The following is an 18,319-nucleotide window of genomic DNA, read 5'->3' as shown; positions in this document are numbered from 1 at the left end:
GAACCGAACGTCCGAACCCTGCACCAGTGACGCCGAAACCATGCCTTACCAGCGGAAACTCAACGATCACATCCGGAAAGACAACGGCTTCTGAGCCTGTGCTGCGCGGGCTTGTGCGCTGGGTGCCGGCCTTGCGCTGAGGCGTTGGATGCGCCAGGTCAGGACTCGTGCGGGGCGGCGGGCGTCGCCCAGGGCGCGCTGGTCGGCGATCTGCTGGAGGAGCTGTTCCGGGTCGTGTCCGGCTGCTTCTGCCTCGGCGAGGGCGGTGGTGAGGGCTGCGAAAGCGGGGTCTTGGATGACCTGTTCCGCGTGCTCGGGTACGACCTGGCGTAGGCGGCGGATCTGCCGCTCCACGGCCTGCTGGGGCGGCTGGCGCTGTGCGAGAGCGGCCAGGGGTGCGGCGGCTGCTTGGTCGTAGGCGGCCTGGAGGTGGAGCAGTGTCTGCTGGGCGGCGGCGACTTGCTGGTCGTGGTGGCGCAGCCCGTGCCAGCGGGCGGCGGCGATCACGACGAGGATCGCGGCGTCCAGGAACATCGCCAGGATGGCGCCGTCCTGGGGGGCGGGTGCGCGGACCATCGCCCGTACCGCGCCGCGCAGTGCGCGGGCGTGTTGGTGTTCGGCCTGGATGCGGGAGCGAGTGGCACGCTCGAACACGGTTGCTGCGTCAAGGAGTTGGGGCCGCAGCGCCTGGGGTGCGAGAAGTGGGAGGACGTCGAGGGCTTCGCCGAAGGCGGCGAGGTGGGCCTGGGAGGCTTCGTCGTCGGCCTGGTAAAGGTGGTCGGGGATGCGTTCGGCTACGGCGGTGGCCTGGTGCCAGGGGTTGGGCCTGCGCTGGCCCGGCTGCCCGATGGGCTGCGGATCGCTGTTTTCCAGGCGCTTGCGGATCTTGGGGAAGGACAGGTCGGGAGCGAGTTCGGAGCCGGAGAACCAGACGGGCTCCTTGCCGGCGGTGGTGGTGTCTTCGGCAGCGACCTTGTAGCCGCGTACATCGCCGGAGGGGAAGTAGACGACTTCCACGAGCACGCCGTCGAGGTGGCTGAGCAGGTGGACGAACTCCTCCATGCTGGAGGCGGCGGCCACGGCGGTGCGCACGGTGGCGCGCAGCCGTTCGCGGGCGGGCTTGTCCTGGCCGGCGCGGCGGGCCTTCTCCTGCTCGGCGCGGGTGGGCCGCTTGGCGGCGGTGCGGTCCCCGCGGACCACTTGGAGCAGGCCGTATTCCTTCTCGATGGCGGCGAGTTCACGGTCGGCGGTGTGGTAGTCGTTCCAGTGCCGCGCGGTGCGCAGATCCGCCCGAGCTGCGCATGAGCGCCCAGGACCTGGCCGACCGCTGCGCGGAGATCGGCCATCCGATCCCGCGCAACGTGATCGCCAACATGGAGTCCGGCCGCCGCGCCAGCCTGCCCCTGGTCGACGTCCTCGTCCTCGCCGAAGCCTTGCGGACCTACCCGATCTGCCTGCTCTACCCCGTCGGCTACGTCGACCGAGTCCAGCGCCTTCCCCTTCAGCACTCCGACCCGACGTGGGATGCCATGTGCTGGTTCACCGGCGACAGGGAGGACTTCGGCATGGAAGACGACATGCTCCGCTCCTTCCGAGCCCACGTCCGCCACCAACGCGCCGCCCTGGCCGCTCTGAAGGGCGAGAAGCACGAGCGCTGGAAAGTTGCGACGGCGCCCAACCAGGCCGAACGCGAGGAAGCCGTACTCGCCCAAGCCGACTACGCCGAAAGGGCGTTGGAAGCCAAGTACCGACTCCGCAGCGCCCGCGCCTTCATCCGCGAAGACGGCGGCACACCACCGCACCTGCCACCAGAACTCGCCGACGTCGACCCACCCATCGGCGACACCACCGAGGAGAACGATCTTTGAAGGGTTCCACCCACCGCCGCTGCTACTGCCGCGACCCCCACACCGGTAAGCCGCTCGGCAAGCAGTGCCCGAAGCTCTCCAGCCGCAAGCACGGCTCATACTCCATACGCCAGGAGCTCCCGGCCCGCGAAGACGGCACCCGCCGCTCCTTCAGCCGTGCCGGCTACGAGAGCCTCAAGGCCGCCCAGGCCGATCTCGACCACATACGCGCCCTACTCGGCCTCGCCGACACCGACGACGCGGAGGGCTTGGCCCAGATAGCCGAGTTGCTGGAGAAGGTGGCCGACGTGAAGGCCCCGCTGCCGGACATCGAGGCGACCCGCAGGCGCCTCAGCCACGGCCTGGACCTGACGAGCAGGCTCACGGTCGGCGAGTGGCTGGACATGTGGCTGGCGGGCAAGAAGGGGCGGCAGAGCGCCATCAGCCGCGATGAGAGCAACATCCGGGTGCACCTGAAGCCGCGCATCGGCCATTACCGGCTCGACCGGCTACGAGTCGCCCACCTGTCGGAGATATTCGAGGCCATAGCCGAGGCCAACGTCGAGATCGCCGAAGGCAACGCAGCCCGCCGCAAGGCGTTCGAGGACCTCGCCCAGATCCCCTGGAAGGGCCGCGAGCCCCGCGCCCGCCGTAAGGCCATGAAGGCAGCCATCGCCGAGATGGAGCCCTACCGCCGCATCGTCGGTCCGGCCACACGCCAGCGGGTCCGCTCCACCCTGCGGGCCGCACTCAACGCCGCGATCGCCCAGCAGCTCATCGCCTTCAACCCGGCCGCTCACGTCGAGTTGGAGGCGGGCAAGCGGCCCAAGGCCCTCGTATGGACCGAGGAGCGCATCCTCCACTGGAAGCGCACCGGCGAGAAGCCGTCCTCAGTGATGGTCTGGACGCCGGAGCACACCGGGCTCTTCCTCGACCACGTCGCGGAGGACCGCCTGTACGCCCTGTTCCACCTGATCGCGTTCCGCGGACTGCGACGGGGCGAGGCATGCGGCCAGAAGTGGACCGACACCAACCTGGACGCCGGTCTCATCACCGTCGCCAAGCAACTCGTCGTGGACGGCTGGGAGGTGTACGAGGACGACCCCAAGACCGACGCCGGCGCGCGGACCATCGCGCTCGACTCCGACACGGTCCAGGCCCTCAAGCGGCACCGCGCCCAGCAGGACAAGGACCGTAAGGAGTGGGAGAAGGCCTGGGTGGAGACCGGCCGCGTCTTCACCAAGGAGAACGGCGAGATGCTTCACCCCGCCAACGTCACACGGCGGTTCATCGAGCTGTACGAGGAGATCGACCTCCCGCCGGTCCGACTCCATGACCTCCGCCACGGTGCCGCGACCCTGGCCCACGCGGCCGGGGCCGACCTGAAGGGCATCCAGGAGATGCTCGGCCACTCCTCGATCACCATCACGGCCGACACGTACACGAGCCTGCTCCCCGAAGCGGACCTGGCCATCGCCGAGGCCGCAGCCCGGCTCGTCCCGCGCGCCCGCGCCACCTCCGAGAACACCGCTCCCGAAGCGGCGCCGGAGCCCGATGACGCGGAGAAGCCCGCCCCGGAGTCAGTGCCGGATGATGCTGATCCGTTGGGAGATATTTCGGAGATCAACTCCCCGTCCGCTCACGCAAACGGCCCCGGACGACGAGTCCGAGGCCGAATAGGACCCCTCCCTGGGGGGATAAACCCCAGGTCAGAGCGGTGATGCGTTGTGCCCCCGGCAGGATTCGAACCTGCGACACCCGCTTTAGGAGTTCGATCCCTCCTCGGCACTGCCGGGAAATCACCCGGCCACACTGGCCGTGGCAGACCGCCCAGGAGTGCCGGCGTCCGGCGCCGTTGATGTCACTCGTGGATGTCAGAACGGAGCAACCCGCGCCTCGCTCGCTGGCACGATGGTCGCGTGGTTGACCTGGAGCGCATCAGAGCAGAGACCGTGGCGTACTTCCGAGCACTCGATGAGAACGCCACCCTGCGGCACCACTTCCGTCACGCGGACGAGGAGGGCGGCTTGTGGTACATCGAGGCCGTACCCGACCGCGGTGAGTCGATCGTCATCAAGCAAGCCGAGCTGACTTCGGCCGGCCAGCTCCACCGATATAGCTGGGAGCACCTGGAGGACGAGCACGGCGGCCTGACGGACCAAGCGATCGACCCTGAAGAGGACCTGCTGGAGACCATTCCTGCCGAGGAGTTCCAGCGGGTGTGGACTCGGTGAGCGGGCTGGACAACCACTTTAGGAGAGAGGCTGGGTGATCTTGGGCCTGAGTTGCGGCTTCGCCAGCCGAGGAAGCGGGCCGCTACTCGACCGTAGGGCACCGGTGTTGACCGTGGCTGACCCCTACAACTGGCACGGTTGTGGCACGAACCTCAGCCGACGACAGTCCGCCACGACGGCGGGTGCGCCGACCGACCAGGCGCGCGTGTGCCTCGCTGCGGCCCCACCGACCTCCACCACGCTGCCCAGTGCCGTCGACCAGAGCAAGTTACGACGGCCGGCACGTGAGGACGGTGCCTGAGCCCTTAGTGGTCTGCGTCGTAAGTCCTTCGGGGGTTGACTGCGGAGGCGGAAGATTTCAAGTCCAGTGAGACGGTCGTGAGGCTATGAGGTTTGTGGTGCGGGTTCCCTGCGCTTGGCCGGGTCGTTGATCCATGCCTGCTGGGGTATCCGGGGTGGTCGGGGGCGGCGGCCGAAGCGTTCGGGGTGGCGGGCGTATGCCTCGGCGAGGGTGACGGCACGCTGGTCACGGACCTCCTCGGCGGTGCCGAAATGCACGCTGGCGGGCGTGTGCCAGCCGATGCCCGAATGCCGGTGCTCGTGGTTGTAGTACGCGATGAACGCGTCGAACCACTCACGGGCATGGGCCAGCGAGTCGAACCGTTCGGGGTAGTCGGACATATACTTCGTGGTCTTGAAATGGGCCTCGCTGTAGGGGTTGTCGTTGGAGGTCTTCGGCCGCGAGTGCGACCGTGTGACGCCGAGGTCGATCAGCAGCTGCGAGACCTTCTTGGAGGTCATCGAGGTGCCGCGGTCGGCATGCACGGTCTCGGGCACGATGCCGTTGCGGATGATGGTCTCGCGGATCAATTCCTCGGCCCGTACCGCTGATTCGGCCCGCTCGACGGTGTGGCCGACGATGTAGCGGCTGAAGATGTCGATGATGACGTAGGCGTGATACCAGACGCCCTTGACCGGTCCGGCCGCCTTGGTGATGTCCCAGGTGAAGACCTGCGACGGTGCGGTGGCCACCAGCTCGGGCACCGTCTTCGCCGGGTGGGTGGCCTGTCTTCGACGTTCGCCGGACTGCCCCTTCTCGCGAAGGATCCGGTACATCGTGGAGATGGAGCAGTGGTAGCGCCCGGCATCCAGCTCGCGGGCCCAGATCTGCGCGGGCGGCAGTTCGGCGTACTCGTCGCTGTTCATCAGCTCCAGCACCGCGGCCCGCTCCTCGGGCGTGAGGGCCGAGGGCTGGACCTGCGGTTTCCTGGGCTTTCGCCCCGATGGAGGCCGCAGCCGGCGGTAGTGGGTGGCCCTGGAGCGGCCGGTCAGCCGACACGCTGCCGTGACGCCCAGCTCTGCCTCGATGCCGGTGAACGCTTCGTCGACCACCGGGCCGACGGCAGCCTTCAGTCCGCGCCCTCGGAGATCATTTCCAAGAGCGCGGAAGCTTTTCCCATGACTTCCAACGCGGCCTTGTTCCGGGCCAGTTCCTTCTCCAGCCGTTCCACCTGGCGGCGCAGCTTCTCGTTCTCCGCCTCAGCGGCCGGCTTCTTCGGCCTCGCCGGGCTGGTGCGCTTGTCGACCAGTTTCTCCAGTGCCCCGGCATCCCGCGCGGCCCGCCATTCCTTGACGTGCGAGTGGTACAGGCGCTCTCGGCGCAGGACCGCGCCCTTCTCGTTCTTCGGTGCGGCGTCGTACTCGGCCACGATCCGCAGCTTGTATTCCGGGCTGAAAGTGCGGCGCTTCGGCCGGGGAGCCGGATCGGACCCGGCAGGCTTGGTGCTGGTCATGAGGGGGTGGTTCTCCTGTCGTGCCCTCTCAGGCTAACCCGACGAAGCGGGACGTCTCACCCAAGGCTGACAGAGAGGGTCTCGCCCAACGACTTCACCGACCTGACCGAGGTTGGGGACCGGCTCCGAGCCTTCGAAGACCGCTACAACGCCACGGCACAGCCGTTCCAGTGGAAGTTCACCACCTCCGACCTGGACGATCTGCTGGCCAGACTCGACCGGCACACCACCGATCACCAGGAAGAATCCTCCGCCGGGCCAGCTACATGATCAACCCCCGAAGGACTTCCGGACCGGACCACTTAGCTCGGGAAGCTTGGGTGATCCAGGGGACGCTGGACGCCTCACCTGCGAGGGAGCGCCCGGACGCCCCTCCGGCGCGTCCGACTTCGTCGCTGCTGTTCCCCGTGGCTCCCCGCTCGTTCTGGCACGGTTGTGGCACGGGGAACATCCGATCCGTAGCTCTCTACGGGGCAGTCGATGACTTCCTCGTCGCCCCCTCCGTGTGGCTCACTCCTCCCCGTCCCTGTTCAGGTACAGCGGGGAGGAGAGGTCCGTGTCCAGGTCCAGGAACCACATGGTGACGGCGTGTTCGAACTTCGCGCAGGCGTTGAGGTGCTGGGCGGTGAGGTGGGCGACGTACCGGGCGGCGGACGTGCTGTGTCGGGCGGGCGCGTCGGTGCCGTTCGGCAGGTCGTTCTTCAACGAGAGGATCGCCAGCCACCAGCCGTTGAGGAGGTCGGTAGCGAATAAGTTCAGCATCTTGCGGGCTTCGTCCATGCCGTGTTCGGACGCGAGGTGGCGGATCTCGTCGGCGTCGAAGCCCCTGAACGCAATGTCGGGGATGCCGGACAGGTTTTCGCGGAAGCGGGCAATCGCCTCCAGCTCGGCCGCGGTGAACGGGTCGGTCCCGGACTCGTACTTGGACAGGTCATCAATGCCTGTGTCAGCCATCGTGCTCCTTCGGTGGTGCTACGGGGGTGGGACGGGGTCAGCCGAGGTAAGAACACAGGTGCAGGTGCTGGAGGAAGATCTCGGCGTCCTCGACACGTATTCGACAGGAGGGATTCCGAACGTCTATCGCCCAGGGGCCGAGTGAAGTTGGTGGAGCGAGTTGACCTGCCCAATCCAGAACTCGAGTCTCGCCGTTGCGGAGGAGCCCTTGGGGAGCAGGTCAAGCTGCTGCGCGAGCGTGTAGAAGCCCGGCCCGGCGTCGTTCGCACCGAGATAGTGAACCAGTGCAGAGATCATGAGCCCGCTCTTTGGGTAGTCCTGTCCCACTATCAGTCCAAGCAGGTAGCCCATGGCTGCACGTTCGTCCGCCTGCTCGAAATCGAAGCCGGGAAGCCCTGTCCGCCGGGCCAGCACAGAGTTCATCTCCGTGTAGGTCGTGACCTTGTGGAGCTGTGCCCGTTCAACGAGGAACTTCAATCCGGCATCGGTCAACTGCTCCCATGCCTCATCGCTTCGGCCGTACATCGCCACCCCCTGCACTCGCGGTCCAGGCATCAAGTATGCCGATCCGGCAGCCACGGTGGGGCGGCTTCGATCGCACGCGGCTCCGGAGGCCCCTTCGCTCTCAGGCGACTCCGCTGATCAGGGCACTGCAGATGCGATGCCAGCTAGGGTCTGTCCACAAGTGGTCCACGGGAGCCTCACCACCGCTTTAGGGAGAGGCTGGGGCATTGCCGGGGCCCCTTACAGGCCTTCGATCTGGGGCTCTACGCGAGGTGGTTGGCTGTTCCGCACACACCTCCTGGCCGTGCCACGAATAGCCACCCCGCCTTCCTACCGTGCCCGTGCTGGGACGGACGTATCCCAGCACGGGCATCACTCATGCGGTGAACGTCACGTGGCGCCAGACGTCCGTCTGCTCGAAGGTGACATGCGTGCCGAGGGCCTCGAAGTGTTTGCGCCCACACTTGATCTTTCCGAGCTCCTCCGGCCGGAGGAGGCTTTCCTGTTGGGTGCCCTTGGTCTCTATCACCAGGTAAAGGCGCTGCTCACCGTCGGGAAGGCGACGCACGATAGCCCAGTCCGGATTGTATGTGCCCAGCGGGGTTGGGACTTTGAACCAGGACGGGAGTTTCGCGTACACCTCGACGTCGCCTGCAGACTCCAGATCCTCGACGAACTTCCGCTCGGTCTCAGAGTCGTAGCGAACTTCCTCATAGACACTCTTGGCCGCACGGGTCAAGTTCTTGCCCAGGTAGCCGTGCAACTCCTCGGTGAGGAAGAGCTCCTGGGCGTAGACGTCGCTCTCCCCTAGCTTGACGTACTTGATCCCGTCGACAAGCGCCGCACGCCGAGTTTCCGTGATCTTCTCGGCTGCGAGGGACACAAACTCCTGCGGGTTGCGCTGGAAATCCCGGAAGCGGCCACTCGCAGAAAGGATCCGATGGATGGTGCGTCGGGTCAGCTTGGTCCGCTCAGTCAGTTCACCGAGGATATCCGGCAGCGGGATGTCTCCCTGGTCGATCAGCTGCGGGGCCGACGTCGCCGCAGCGCCGGTTTCGATGCCACGCTTGCTTATGGCCAATGTTGTTGATGTCCACGCCATGCGAGCAGGCAGAATCTGGCGGGCTTCCTTGAGAGCCCTCGCTGCCTCCGCGATCAGCTTCTCCGTGTCGAAATCCACCCGGTAGGTGGACCTCTGCTTGATGCGATTCCACAGTTCGTGGAACTGAGGGTTCTCGAAGACCTGCTTACGGACCTTGACCGTGCGGCGTTCATCCCGGTCGTTAATGGTGACGCCTTTGGCTCGTTGCTGGAGCCTTTCCACAACCGCGGTCTCTAGGCCGTCGAATTCCGCAGGCAGCCTGAACGTGTCGCCCGCGAGAGCCTGTTGGAGCAGCTGAGCGTCGATCTTGCCATTGCTCTGGATGTAGCCGGCCTCCTGCAGAGCAGCGAAGAGCCGCTGTGAGCCTTCGCTGCCGAGCCGCTTTCCGTCACTGTCGGGAAGCAAGAGGCTGGAGAACTGATGCGGCTCGATTCGACCGAAGCTGACCTTGGCGTCTTGCTCGTACTCGGTCTGCAGGGAGGCGGCAAACTGCTCCAGGCTCTCAGTTGCAACGACCGTAAGGGTGTTCACGTCGAAGCCGTGGAGCCGCTGGCCTTCCTGATTCACCGCGAGGCGTAGACCGCGACCGATGGTCTGGCGACGCTGCCGCTCGGTGCCCATCTCTCGCAGGCTGCAAATCTGGAAGACGTTCGGGTTGTCCCAGCCCTCGCGAAGCGCCGAGTGGGAGAAGATGAACTTCACCGGCTCGTCGAGGCTGAGCAGACGCTCCTTGTCCCGCATGATCAGGTCATACACGCGCTCGGCGTCCGCGCCGTCCTGAGCTGCTCCCTCCTTGATGTCCTTGGGCTTACCCTTGGCATCACGAGCGAAGTAGCCCTCGTGGACGGTGCTTGGCTCAGAGTCGAGATCCACCCCGCCGAAGAGGGCCGAGTAGCGGGGGTTGCGCTGGAGCTGCTCGTACTCCTCTTCGAAGATCTTCGCGTACTCGCCTGGAACCGGAGCGCCATCCGAACTTTCGGCACGGTAGCGGTCCACCCGATCGATGAAGAACAAGCTCAGTACCTTGATGTTTCTCGAGCGGAGCTCCAGTTCCCGATCAAGGTGCACCCGGATGGTCTTGTTGATCAGATGCCGGGCGCGCTCGAGCACCGGGATGTCGCCGTAAGCCTCGCCTTCCCTGAGGTACTCGTCGATTCCGCCGCCGTGGATCTGGATGAACCCCGGCTCACTCCTGCCACGGCTCTTTGTGAGATCGCCGACCAACAGGCCCTCGTAAACACGGTTGTCAGTGATCGATTCAAGGCTGCTTCCGGGGTTGACTCTTTTGGTCTGGCGTACAACGCGTCCAGACCGCATCACGTCGACTTCCACAGTCGCCGTGTAGTCGTCCTTGCGCGTACTGACCTTCTCAAGGCGGATGTAGGGGCGGCCGTGCGCGTGCTCTACGGTACCGCCGGCCACCTCAATCTGCTTCACCAGTCCCGCCTGATAGGCATCGACGGCATCCAGCTTGTAGACCATATTGAACACGTCGACATGTGTTGCCGAGTAGCGCAGGCTGAACAGTGGGGCCATCGCGCGAAGGGCTTGTCGCCCTCGCCCCTGGGGACCACCGTCTACGCTTTGCGGCTCGTCAACGATGAGGATTGGCCGCACCTGCTTGATCAATTCAATCGGTGCCTCGCCGCCGGTCTGCTCACTCCGCTGGTAGATCTTTGCGGTCGCCTGCTTGTTGACAGCGGCGGCCGTCACGATCATCAGCTCGATGCCAGAGCTGTAAGCGAAATTCCTCACCTCGCCCAGTTGCGCCGAGTCGTAGGTGAAGTAGTGCAGCGGGGTGCCGTCGTAGAGGGCCTTGAAGTGGTCCTCCATGATCTGGAGCGACTTGTGGACGCCCTCCCTGATCGCCACAGACGGCACGACAACAATGAACTTCGTGAAGCCGTAACGCTTGTTCAACTCGTAGACCGTACGCAGATAGACGTAGGTCTTGCCGGTACCGGTCTCCATCTCGATCGTGAAGTTCAGGTCACGCTCGTCCGCCAGATCGGACGGTGTGGAGAGCGGCAGGTTGTTACGCTCCTGGATCTCGTTCAGGTTTGCGTGCAGCTGATCGGGCAGAATCCGCAACCGGTTCCCGACGCCGGCTGAGGGCGTGAACAGGTCGTCGCTGTCACCGCTAACAGTGAACAGGCTGCGCCCGCTCTCCTGCCCGTGGAATAGATCGCACACTGCGTCCACGGCTGTCTTCTGATGCGACAGCTCAGAATCAAAGTGCAGTTTAGGCTTTTTCATCGTAACGTCCCCCGACTCACAGACTCTTAACGACGAAGGGGGACTCGTGCTGCTCAAGGATCGCCACAAGGTTCGCCTTGGCGACATCGTCAGCGAAAGCCACGTCCTTGAGGAAAACAGTCACGTCTGCCTCAGGCTGCAGCTCGTCACGCCAAGCGATGATGCCCTGGGCGATCTCCTCCGCATTGCCTTTGGTAATTGAATCGGACGGGGGCAGGCAGGCGAAGAGGAGGCCCCCACCTGTCGCAAACACGTGGAGGCCCGCGAAGGTGCGCGTGTCCACAGCAGAGGCGAGGTCGATCCCCTGGCTAAGCAGCAGCTCGAAGAGGATGTCTTGGTCGGAGCGACCCTCGCGGACATTTTCGATATGCTCGAATGTTTGCTGCTCGAAGTCCGGACGAGAGGTGTCCCAGCGGACAATATTACCCTCCGAAAGGGCAAAGCAGCGGTATCCGACATCCCCCACGCTAAGGTTTCCTGAAAGTTTCTCTCCGGCCTTACGGAGCCGCGCCCGCGTGATTTCCGGGATTGTCGCGTAGTCGCTACGCCCAGTGGATTCAGGAAGTTGCACCAAAATGAATCGGCGTCGCCCTCCGTCTTCGCTGTTCATTTCCATCAAGGCGTGTGCCACGCTACCGCTACCTGCAAAGAAGTCCAAAACGATGGAGTCTGAATCGCTTGCAGCAATGCGTAGAATGTGTTTGAGCATTTTAACTGGCTTCGGATTGGTGAATACTCGACCCCCGAAAAGCGAAATCAACTCCTGGGTCCCATCCCGGTTCCTCCCGTGCTCGGCATCCACCAGGAGACTCCGGGCGGTAACTCCGTCCAAGGACTCCCACGTCCGGGTGTAGATCCGCCACTCGCCCGTCTTCTTGTCACGCAGAAACTCCAACTCACCTCGACTGTCAGCCACCTTTGACTTGCTCCAGCGCCAGATGGTGGTCGGATTAGCCGGGTCATTCTGAGGTGGAGTGATCCACGTTCCGTCGGGACATTCGATTTCGAAGTCGAGTGCCGAACTGTAGGTGAGGCTCGTCTTGTCCAGTCGCTCCAGATAGTAGCGCCTACCGTTTTCCGACCGATTGTACTTGGCGGTCATGGCGGGGCTCTCATGCTTGATCCGTGCAAGCTTTACGGACTCGATTCGACGCCCATAACACAGCAGATACTCATGCTCAACGGCAATGTGACCGCTATCGTCACCACCTCCGGCTTTGCGCTTCCAAATGAATGATCCGATGAAATTCTCGCCACCGAAGATCTCGTCAAGAAGCGCGCGGAGATTATGGACTTCGTGATCATCGATCGACGCAATGATAAGTCCGTCGTCTGCGAGCAGGTTCCGAGCCAATGTCAACCGGGGATACATCATGTCGAGCCAGGCGCTGTGGTACCGCCCAGAAGTCTCGGCATTACTGCTGAGCCTCCCGCCACCACTGTCGGTCTGGCCGGTGAGTTCAAGATAGTTCCGGATGCTGTCCTGGAAGCTGTCGGGGTAAATGAAGTCCTTGCCGGTGTTGTAAGGCGGATCGATGTAGATGAGCTTGACCTTGTTGGCGTAGCTCTTCTGTAGGAGTTTGAGGACCTCGAGGTTGTCACCCTCGATCATGACGTTCCGGGTGGTATCCCAGTCCACCGATTCTTCCGGGCGAGGCAACAAGGTCGCCGTGCTCGGCTTGAGGGCGATGCGGCGGGCGTTGCGCTTGCCGAACCAGGTCAGCCCGAACTTCTCGTCGCCATCGTCGACGGCGTCGCCAAGCAACTCGCGCAGCGCATCAAAGTCAACCTTGCCCTCTGTGAAGGCTGACGGGAAGATCTTCCGGAGCTGTTCGAGGTTCTCCGCCACGAGGTCCTTGGAGTTGGTCTCCGAACCCTCCGGCTCAACCGTGTGCATCGTCACCTTGATCCCCCCTGCTTCACTGCGGCACCGCCCTGCTCGCCCGGTGCCCTCTTCTTGACCGTGTTCTTCGTCCTTGCTGCGTTGCTACGCCAAGTGCAACGTATCGTGCGCCACCGACAAGGCGACTCTCTTCGCCTTGATCTGGTCCTGCAGCTCAATCCTTCGTGGGATCTGCTTCTCCTTCTTGATCTGGGCGACCAGCTTGTTGATCTCTGTCTCGAGTCGGCTGCTCTCCGTCAGGGCCGTGAGCTGGGTCTGTGCCGCATCCAAGGTGCCCGCTAGCGCAAACTCCCCGATCACCGCAGCGACACGCAAGGCAACCGTACAGACCAGCCATCCCTCGTACACCGTGCTGAGGTCGATGCGCGGTTGCCGGTCGAGCTGTAGTGCGCTCAGGAAAGCATCGCCCACGGTCGCGGGGACATCCCTAAGGGAAGCGGTCACAGGCGGGCTATCCAGTGCGACATCGTCCTTGCGGGCGTGTGACATGCGCTTAAGGGCAACCGATACGCGCAGGCCGGACTCCTGCTCGCTGACGAGGAGGATCGGGTACGGCACGGCTCGATGGAGAAGCTCTTCCAGGCGGGTGAGCTTTGTTCCGGTCCGGGCCCGGAGAGTCATGACGTGAAGTTCGGGAACACGCCGGCTGCCGTCCGGAGCCGTGTAGGCAGGGATGCCCACGGCATCAGGGCGTATAGCGGCGTCCCAACTCAGGGTATCTATGCCTTCCTGAAGCAATCGCCGATCAGCGGCGCTGAAGTCGGAGTGCGCTTGCAGCTGGGTCTTCGGTACTCGGACATCCACGGCACAATCGGCAGGCAGCCGAAGCGCGTCGACCACGTCGTCCGGGGTCATTGCTGGGCTTCCTGGCCGTGGTGTGCAGCGGATCCGACAGGCTCGGCGCCAGCACGGGGCAAAACGGCAAGAAAGGCGAGCACTTCGAAGTCATTGGTCCCAGCGAAGCCTCCTGCCGCAGCAGCCTGAGTGCCGTCCAGGCTGAACAGACTGGCGATAGCGCGTTCCTCCTCCTTGCCAGTGATGGAACGTACAGCGGCAGCGAGAGCCTTACGTGCTCCTCCCATGTCGGCGCCGCGCCGGGTCCGGGCGTCGAACAACGCGGTGAGCTCCGGGTCGACTTGACTCTGTTCGGCACTGACCTTGCGCACCCGGTCAAGGATGCGCTTGGCCTGGGTATGGCTGAGCTGCACCACGCCCTCCTCCCCGACATGGATGAGGTAGTGAGGGGCAAGCGGGTCGCCGGCCTGCACTGCACGATCAGCCGCCTGGCCTTCGGCACGTAGGCAGAAGATCAGTCCCGGCGGGGTGTCGCCATCGCTGTCTGCGACCGCGTGAACCCCGAGTGGCTCCACATCCAGCTCGCCGGGGTGCCGCTTGGCGTAGTCGGCGAGGTCGATGCGCAGATCGGTGAGGGTGAGGTCGGCAATGGACACACCGGTCGACAGGTCCTCGAGGTCGAGGACGGAGTCCTGGAGCTTGAGAAGTTGTGCGCGCCGGTACTCGAGATCGTTCATCGGGTCGCCGGCGCTGGTCTCGATGACGTTCTCTTCCCCGGTGGCGGAGATGTCGAGCAGCACCATGCGGCCCGTGACTCGCTGCTCGAGGCCGATATATTCTTCCAGGTCCATCTGCGGCCAGAAGTTAACGAGCTGGATGCGAGTGCTCCGCGAACCGAGACGGTCGATGCGGCCAAAGCGCTGGATGATGCGCACCGGGTTCCAGTGGATGTCGTAGTTCGCAAGCCAGTCGCAGTCCTGCAGATTCTGGCCCTCGGAAATGCAGTCCGTGGCAATGAGCAGGTCGAGCTCGCCCTCTCCCGCCAGGTCGTCCGGACGCTGCTTCGAGCGCGGAGAGAACGCAGAGAGGATTCCGGGAAGATCGCGGCGCAACTCGAGTGTGGTGCGATTGCTCCCGGTGCCCGTCACCAGGCCAGTCTCGACGCCGAGTTCGGCCCGAGCCCATTCGGCGATTTCTTCATACAGATAAGCAGCTGTGTCCGCGAAGGCGGTGAACACGATGGCCTTACGATTGCCCGGGTTGACTGGATTGTGAACCTTGTCCCTGATCAGCTGCTTAAGGCGGCCCAATTTCGCGTCACGCTCCGGGATCACCTGCTCGGCCCGGTAGAGCATCGCGGTGAGGCGCTCACGGTCCTCCAGAAGGTCTTGACGCCAGCGGATCAGGTCCATGTCCTCGATGAGAACCTTGATCTTGCCACCACCGATCGCCAGCTCGTCTGAGCGAACGTCGTCGTATTCCTCCTCGTCGAGGGAGTCGGGGTGGTAATAGGTCTCGTGGCGGTCGATCGCACCCAGGTGCGCGTCGATGCGCTCCAGTTGTCGGCTCACCGTCAGCCGGAAGGAGTGAACGGAGCTCTCCAACCGCTTGAGGATGTTTACCCTCATCAAGTTGACCAGACTCTGCTCCCGGTCGGCCTGCTGGAAACTACCCTTGCCGCTCTTCAGACGGGTTGCGTACTTGTCCGCGTACTCCGCCCGCTTGTCAGGTCGCAGGTAGTGCATAGGGGAGTAGGCGGCCAGATTGAGCTTGCGGATTTGGTCATTGAGTTCGCTGATGGCGCCGAAGTCGCCCTGCGTGTCGATCTCCGACTTCACGTTTAGTGGTGCCAGGCGCTCGGGGAATGAGCCTGTCTCGGCGGTGCCGTAGTACTTCTCGATGTGCTTGCGCGAGCGGGCGATGGTCAGCATGTCGAGTAGCGCAAAGTAGTCGAAGCCGAGCATGTCCACGAGCTGCGCCGCCGTGCGCTGCTCTGGGCCAAGTTCCTGCCACCGATTGAACTGGCGTTGTGCGACGCGGACAGTCTCGGCGATGCTGGCGATGCCATATGGCGCCAAAGCCGTGTCGTCACTTTCAGTAGCGAAGGCGATCTGGTTGCGCAGGTCCGCGAGCCGGTTATTGACTGGAGTCGCTGAGAGCATCAGGACACGGGTCTTCACCCCTTCCTGAACGATCTGGCGCATCAAGCGGTCATAGCGCGTCTCGCCGTTCTGCTTCGGAGAGTTGGCGTTGCGGAAGTTGTGTGACTCGTCGATGACGACCAGGTCGTAGTTACCCCAGTTGACATGTGCGAGATCGATGTCACCCGATCTTCCGGACTCGCGGGATAGATCGGTGTGGTTGAGCACGTCATAGTTGAAGCGGTCTGCGGCGAGGAGGTTTCGGCGGTCGTTCGCCGTGTACATCGTCCAGTTGTCTCGTAGCCGCTTCGGGCAGAGCACCAGCACACGATCGTTGCGCAGCTCGTGGTATTTGATTACGGCGAGTGCCTCGAAGGTTTTTCCTAGACCGACACTGTCCGCGATGATGCAGCCGCCGTAGCGGTTCAGTTTATCGATGGCACCGATGACGCCGTCTCGCTGGAACTTGTAGAGCTTCCCCCAAACCACGGTGTCGCGGATGCCAGTCTTTGCATCGATGACCGTATCCTCATCCAGCTCCCCGCCAGCAGCGCTGAACAGATGGTGGAGCATGAGGTGGTAGATACGCTCGGGGTCGCGGTAGCGGCCGAGGGTGCGCATCTGCTCCAGCAGCGGGCCTGCCTCGCGAGAGTCAGGTGTGCTCTCCCACATCGCTTCGAAGAGGGCGGGAGCGAGAGCAGTCGCCTCGCTCTCATTCTCAGACCGCAGGATCGACGTGTACGGGTTGCCAGGAGTCAGGCCGAGACCGGCGCGATCAAAGCCGAAAGAGCCCTGGGCCAGCGAAGTCACTGCGCCGGAAGCCGCTCGGGTAACCAGGACGCCCTGGGGGATGGAATAGGACGGCGCATGACGTATCTCAGTCCGCCGAGCCAGCCACTCGGCGCACGACGCGGCCAGATAGCGGGTCGACAGGCGGTTACGCGCGGCACGATCGTGCTCGCCGCCCAACAGGTGCAGATCGGCTTCTACGCTCGGCAGTAGGAGGCGAGCCCGTTCCAGCTTGGCCAGCTCGTCACGGAGCTCGTTGAAGGCGTACACCGAGAAGGTTGGCGAGGTGAGGTCCATTGCACCGCCCGGTTGCAGACTGGGCCGCACCGCATCGATCAACCGGTCGCTACCTCGGTTGCTCACGACCTTCAAGGCGTCCCCCTCCAGACGCTGGTCCGACCAGCGCACTCGATGACCCAGAGCTTAGTGCAGGCTACTGATCCGCTACCTGCACGATTCCCGTATAGACGCCCTCCCCAAGGGCTGGCACGGTCGTTTGGTCTTCGTCGCGCACAGACTCGTGATGCTCGCGGTCGGTGGAGCGGGTTTGGCCGGTGGCCTGCCCGGTCTGGGGTCGAGCATGATCAGGGGGCCGTACGCTAGTTGGCAACTCGGGCAGGCTTTGAACCTGCCCGCAATGTGCACGAGTGGCCCCCTGATCTTGCTCGACGCGGGACCTGGACCGGGGAGGTGGGTAAAGCCGCGGAACCCCTAGCCACGACTTACCCCCTCTCGAAGTTCAAGTGGCTGTTTGCTCTGTGCGCGGCACGGGCGCCGGCCGGGCTGGAGCGGGGCGGAGACAGGAGCGCAGGCCCGGCCGGGGGCCGGGCCTCGCGCGGTGAGCGGAGCGAGCCGCCTTGAACCCGTGAAGAAGGTTGTTACTCAGGAGCCCTCTGTGATGCGCCATAGTGGGGCGGCGTACTGCTCCGGTCGGCTGTTGATGAGTAGCTGGCGTAGGGCCTCGCGCTGGGTGCCGTCGAGGTTCAGTGCTTCTGTGAGTCGGCGGAACGTCGTGTGGGTGACTCCGCGGCTTCGTGCCTCCGCCTCGAACTGGTCGAGTTGGGGTAGCACCGAATCGGCGTCCAGCTGCGTCGGCCGTTGCTCCTTCAGCCAAAGGGCCTTGTTGCGCTCGTAGTCGATCTCCGAGAAGCCGCACACCTCGCGGCTCAGGGCTTCAACCTCGTCCAAGGCGGCCGTCGTCATGATCGCGCGGGCCAGCTGGTTGCGGCTCAGTGCTTCGTCCAGGTCGACCTCGTGGATCGTCGGGCCCTCACCGGTCAGGGGGATGGGAAGTCCCGCGTCCCTGACCTCGCATGTGCCTCGTACTCCTCGGGCCGTTGCCGCGAGCATCCCGGTTGCCTCTGATGGGTGCCACTCCAGGACCGAGCTGACCGGTTCCACATCCTTGGCTGTGAGGGTGTGGACAACCGGGCCGAGTATGCCGCGTATGTCGTCGAGTGGGAGTTCGCCGTCCAGTCCCGGGCCTGCGATCAGCAGCCGGATAGGCGCGTTCACCTGGGCGCATGCGGCCAGTGTGACCGCGTCCGCGAGTGGACTCTTCAACGTCGGCTCGTCGCCCTGCGCCAGTACATCGCCGCCCACGTCCAGGAGGTCGATCGACTCGGGCTCCAAGTGGCTTGCCAACTCTTCCAGTTGGCGTGTCACACCCTCGGCGCCGTGTCCCGGGTCAATCAGCGCGAACGTGTGCGGGAGCTCTGCCGCGAGCCGGGGGAGCGTGGAGCCTGCCGGGGCGATCGGGCGAGCGTCCGCCGGCACCTTCCAGACGGCTGGGGTGATGGGCTCAAGGCCGGTGAAATTCTCGGGTCCTCGGGGGCCCGGTACCGGGTCGATCAGCAAGCGGTCCCAGGCGTACGTGAGGATCACCGCCCGGCCGTTGTCGTCGCCGTAGAGGGCGGCGTCAAGCATTGCGGCGGCGACTGCGTCGCCACCTCCTCCTGCTGCGACGATCAACCGCGTCATGGGGCCAAGCGTACGGGGTCC

Annotated in this window: 12 protein-coding genes and 1 pseudogene; 3 read left to right on the top strand and 10 right to left on the bottom strand. The window is 64.3% G+C overall.

Features of this window, described 5'->3' with window-relative positions:
- Positions 1 to 66 precede the first annotated feature (66 nt).
- A pseudogene (locus tag ACGF8A_RS22285) lies at positions 67 to 1,293 on the bottom strand (mobilization protein); the annotation flags it as partial.
- Between the two features lie 8 nt (positions 1,294 to 1,301).
- On the opposite strand from ACGF8A_RS22285, the gene ACGF8A_RS22280 reads away from it, so the two are divergent.
- The 3 genes from ACGF8A_RS22280 (at position 1,302) to ACGF8A_RS22270 (ending at position 4,081) form a co-directional block, all read left to right on the top strand.
- Complete coding sequence (locus ACGF8A_RS22280) at positions 1,302 to 1,868, top strand: transcriptional regulator (protein WP_393110748.1); 567 nt, start codon at positions 1,302 to 1,304, stop codon at positions 1,866 to 1,868.
- Positions 1,865 to 3,568 (top strand): tyrosine recombinase XerC, encoded by a 1,704-nt coding sequence (xerC, locus tag ACGF8A_RS22275; protein ID WP_393110746.1) that lies wholly within the window; start codon positions 1,865 to 1,867, stop codon positions 3,566 to 3,568. Before ACGF8A_RS22280 ends, xerC begins: the two co-directional genes overlap by 4 nt.
- 198 nt (positions 3,569 to 3,766) lie before the next feature.
- Entirely contained in the window at positions 3,767 to 4,081 is a 315-nt protein-coding gene (locus ACGF8A_RS22270) for a hypothetical protein (protein WP_393110744.1), read from the top strand.
- A gap of 384 nt (positions 4,082 to 4,465) precedes the next feature.
- On the opposite strand, the gene ACGF8A_RS22265 is transcribed toward ACGF8A_RS22270, so the two are convergent.
- The 9 genes from ACGF8A_RS22265 to ACGF8A_RS22225 form a co-directional block, all read right to left on the bottom strand.
- Positions 4,466 to 5,473, bottom strand: a complete 1,008-nt coding sequence (locus ACGF8A_RS22265) for an IS3 family transposase (RefSeq protein WP_393110742.1) — start codon at positions 5,471 to 5,473, stop codon at positions 4,466 to 4,468.
- 17 nt (positions 5,474 to 5,490) lie between these two features.
- On the bottom strand, positions 5,491 to 5,874 hold the full coding sequence (locus tag ACGF8A_RS22260; protein WP_393110740.1) for a hypothetical protein: 384 nt from the start codon (positions 5,872 to 5,874) through the stop codon (positions 5,491 to 5,493).
- A gap of 510 nt (positions 5,875 to 6,384) precedes the next feature.
- Positions 6,385 to 6,828, bottom strand: coding sequence for a hypothetical protein (locus tag ACGF8A_RS22255; protein WP_393110738.1), 444 nt, complete (start codon positions 6,826 to 6,828; stop codon positions 6,385 to 6,387).
- Positions 6,829 to 6,951: 123 nt separating this feature from the next.
- Positions 6,952 to 7,353 carry a hypothetical protein gene (locus tag ACGF8A_RS22250; RefSeq protein WP_393110736.1) on the bottom strand — a complete coding sequence of 134 codons (402 nt, stop codon included), beginning with the start codon at positions 7,351 to 7,353 and terminating at the stop codon, positions 6,952 to 6,954.
- Positions 7,354 to 7,708: 355 nt separating this feature from the next.
- The gene (locus tag ACGF8A_RS22245) at positions 7,709 to 10,690 is read right to left on the bottom strand and encodes a DEAD/DEAH box helicase family protein (RefSeq protein WP_393110734.1); all 2,982 of its coding nucleotides are present in this window, start codon (positions 10,688 to 10,690) and stop codon (positions 7,709 to 7,711) included.
- A gap of 16 nt (positions 10,691 to 10,706) precedes the next feature.
- Positions 10,707 to 12,587 carry a site-specific DNA-methyltransferase gene (locus ACGF8A_RS22240; RefSeq protein ID WP_393110762.1) on the bottom strand — a complete coding sequence of 627 codons (1,881 nt, stop codon included), beginning with the start codon at positions 12,585 to 12,587 and terminating at the stop codon, positions 10,707 to 10,709.
- Between the two features lie 90 nt (positions 12,588 to 12,677).
- Positions 12,678 to 13,448 (bottom strand): DUF4391 domain-containing protein, encoded by a 771-nt coding sequence (locus ACGF8A_RS22235; protein WP_393110732.1) that lies wholly within the window; start codon positions 13,446 to 13,448, stop codon positions 12,678 to 12,680.
- On the bottom strand, positions 13,445 to 16,681 hold the full coding sequence (locus ACGF8A_RS22230) for a helicase-related protein (protein WP_393110760.1): 3,237 nt from the start codon (positions 16,679 to 16,681) through the stop codon (positions 13,445 to 13,447). Before ACGF8A_RS22230 ends, ACGF8A_RS22235 begins: the two co-directional genes overlap by 4 nt.
- Before the next feature lie 519 nt (positions 16,682 to 17,200).
- Positions 17,201 to 18,298 carry a DUF1152 domain-containing protein gene (locus ACGF8A_RS22225; RefSeq protein WP_393110730.1) on the bottom strand — a complete coding sequence of 366 codons (1,098 nt, stop codon included), beginning with the start codon at positions 18,296 to 18,298 and terminating at the stop codon, positions 17,201 to 17,203.
- Between the last annotated feature and the right edge of the window lie 21 nt (positions 18,299 to 18,319).

It is taken from the genome of Streptomyces sp. NPDC047706 (genome assembly GCF_043204795.1).
Classification (GTDB): Bacteria; Actinomycetota; Actinomycetes; order Streptomycetales; family Streptomycetaceae; genus Streptomyces.
This window is presented reverse-complemented; position numbering and strand designations above follow the sequence as displayed.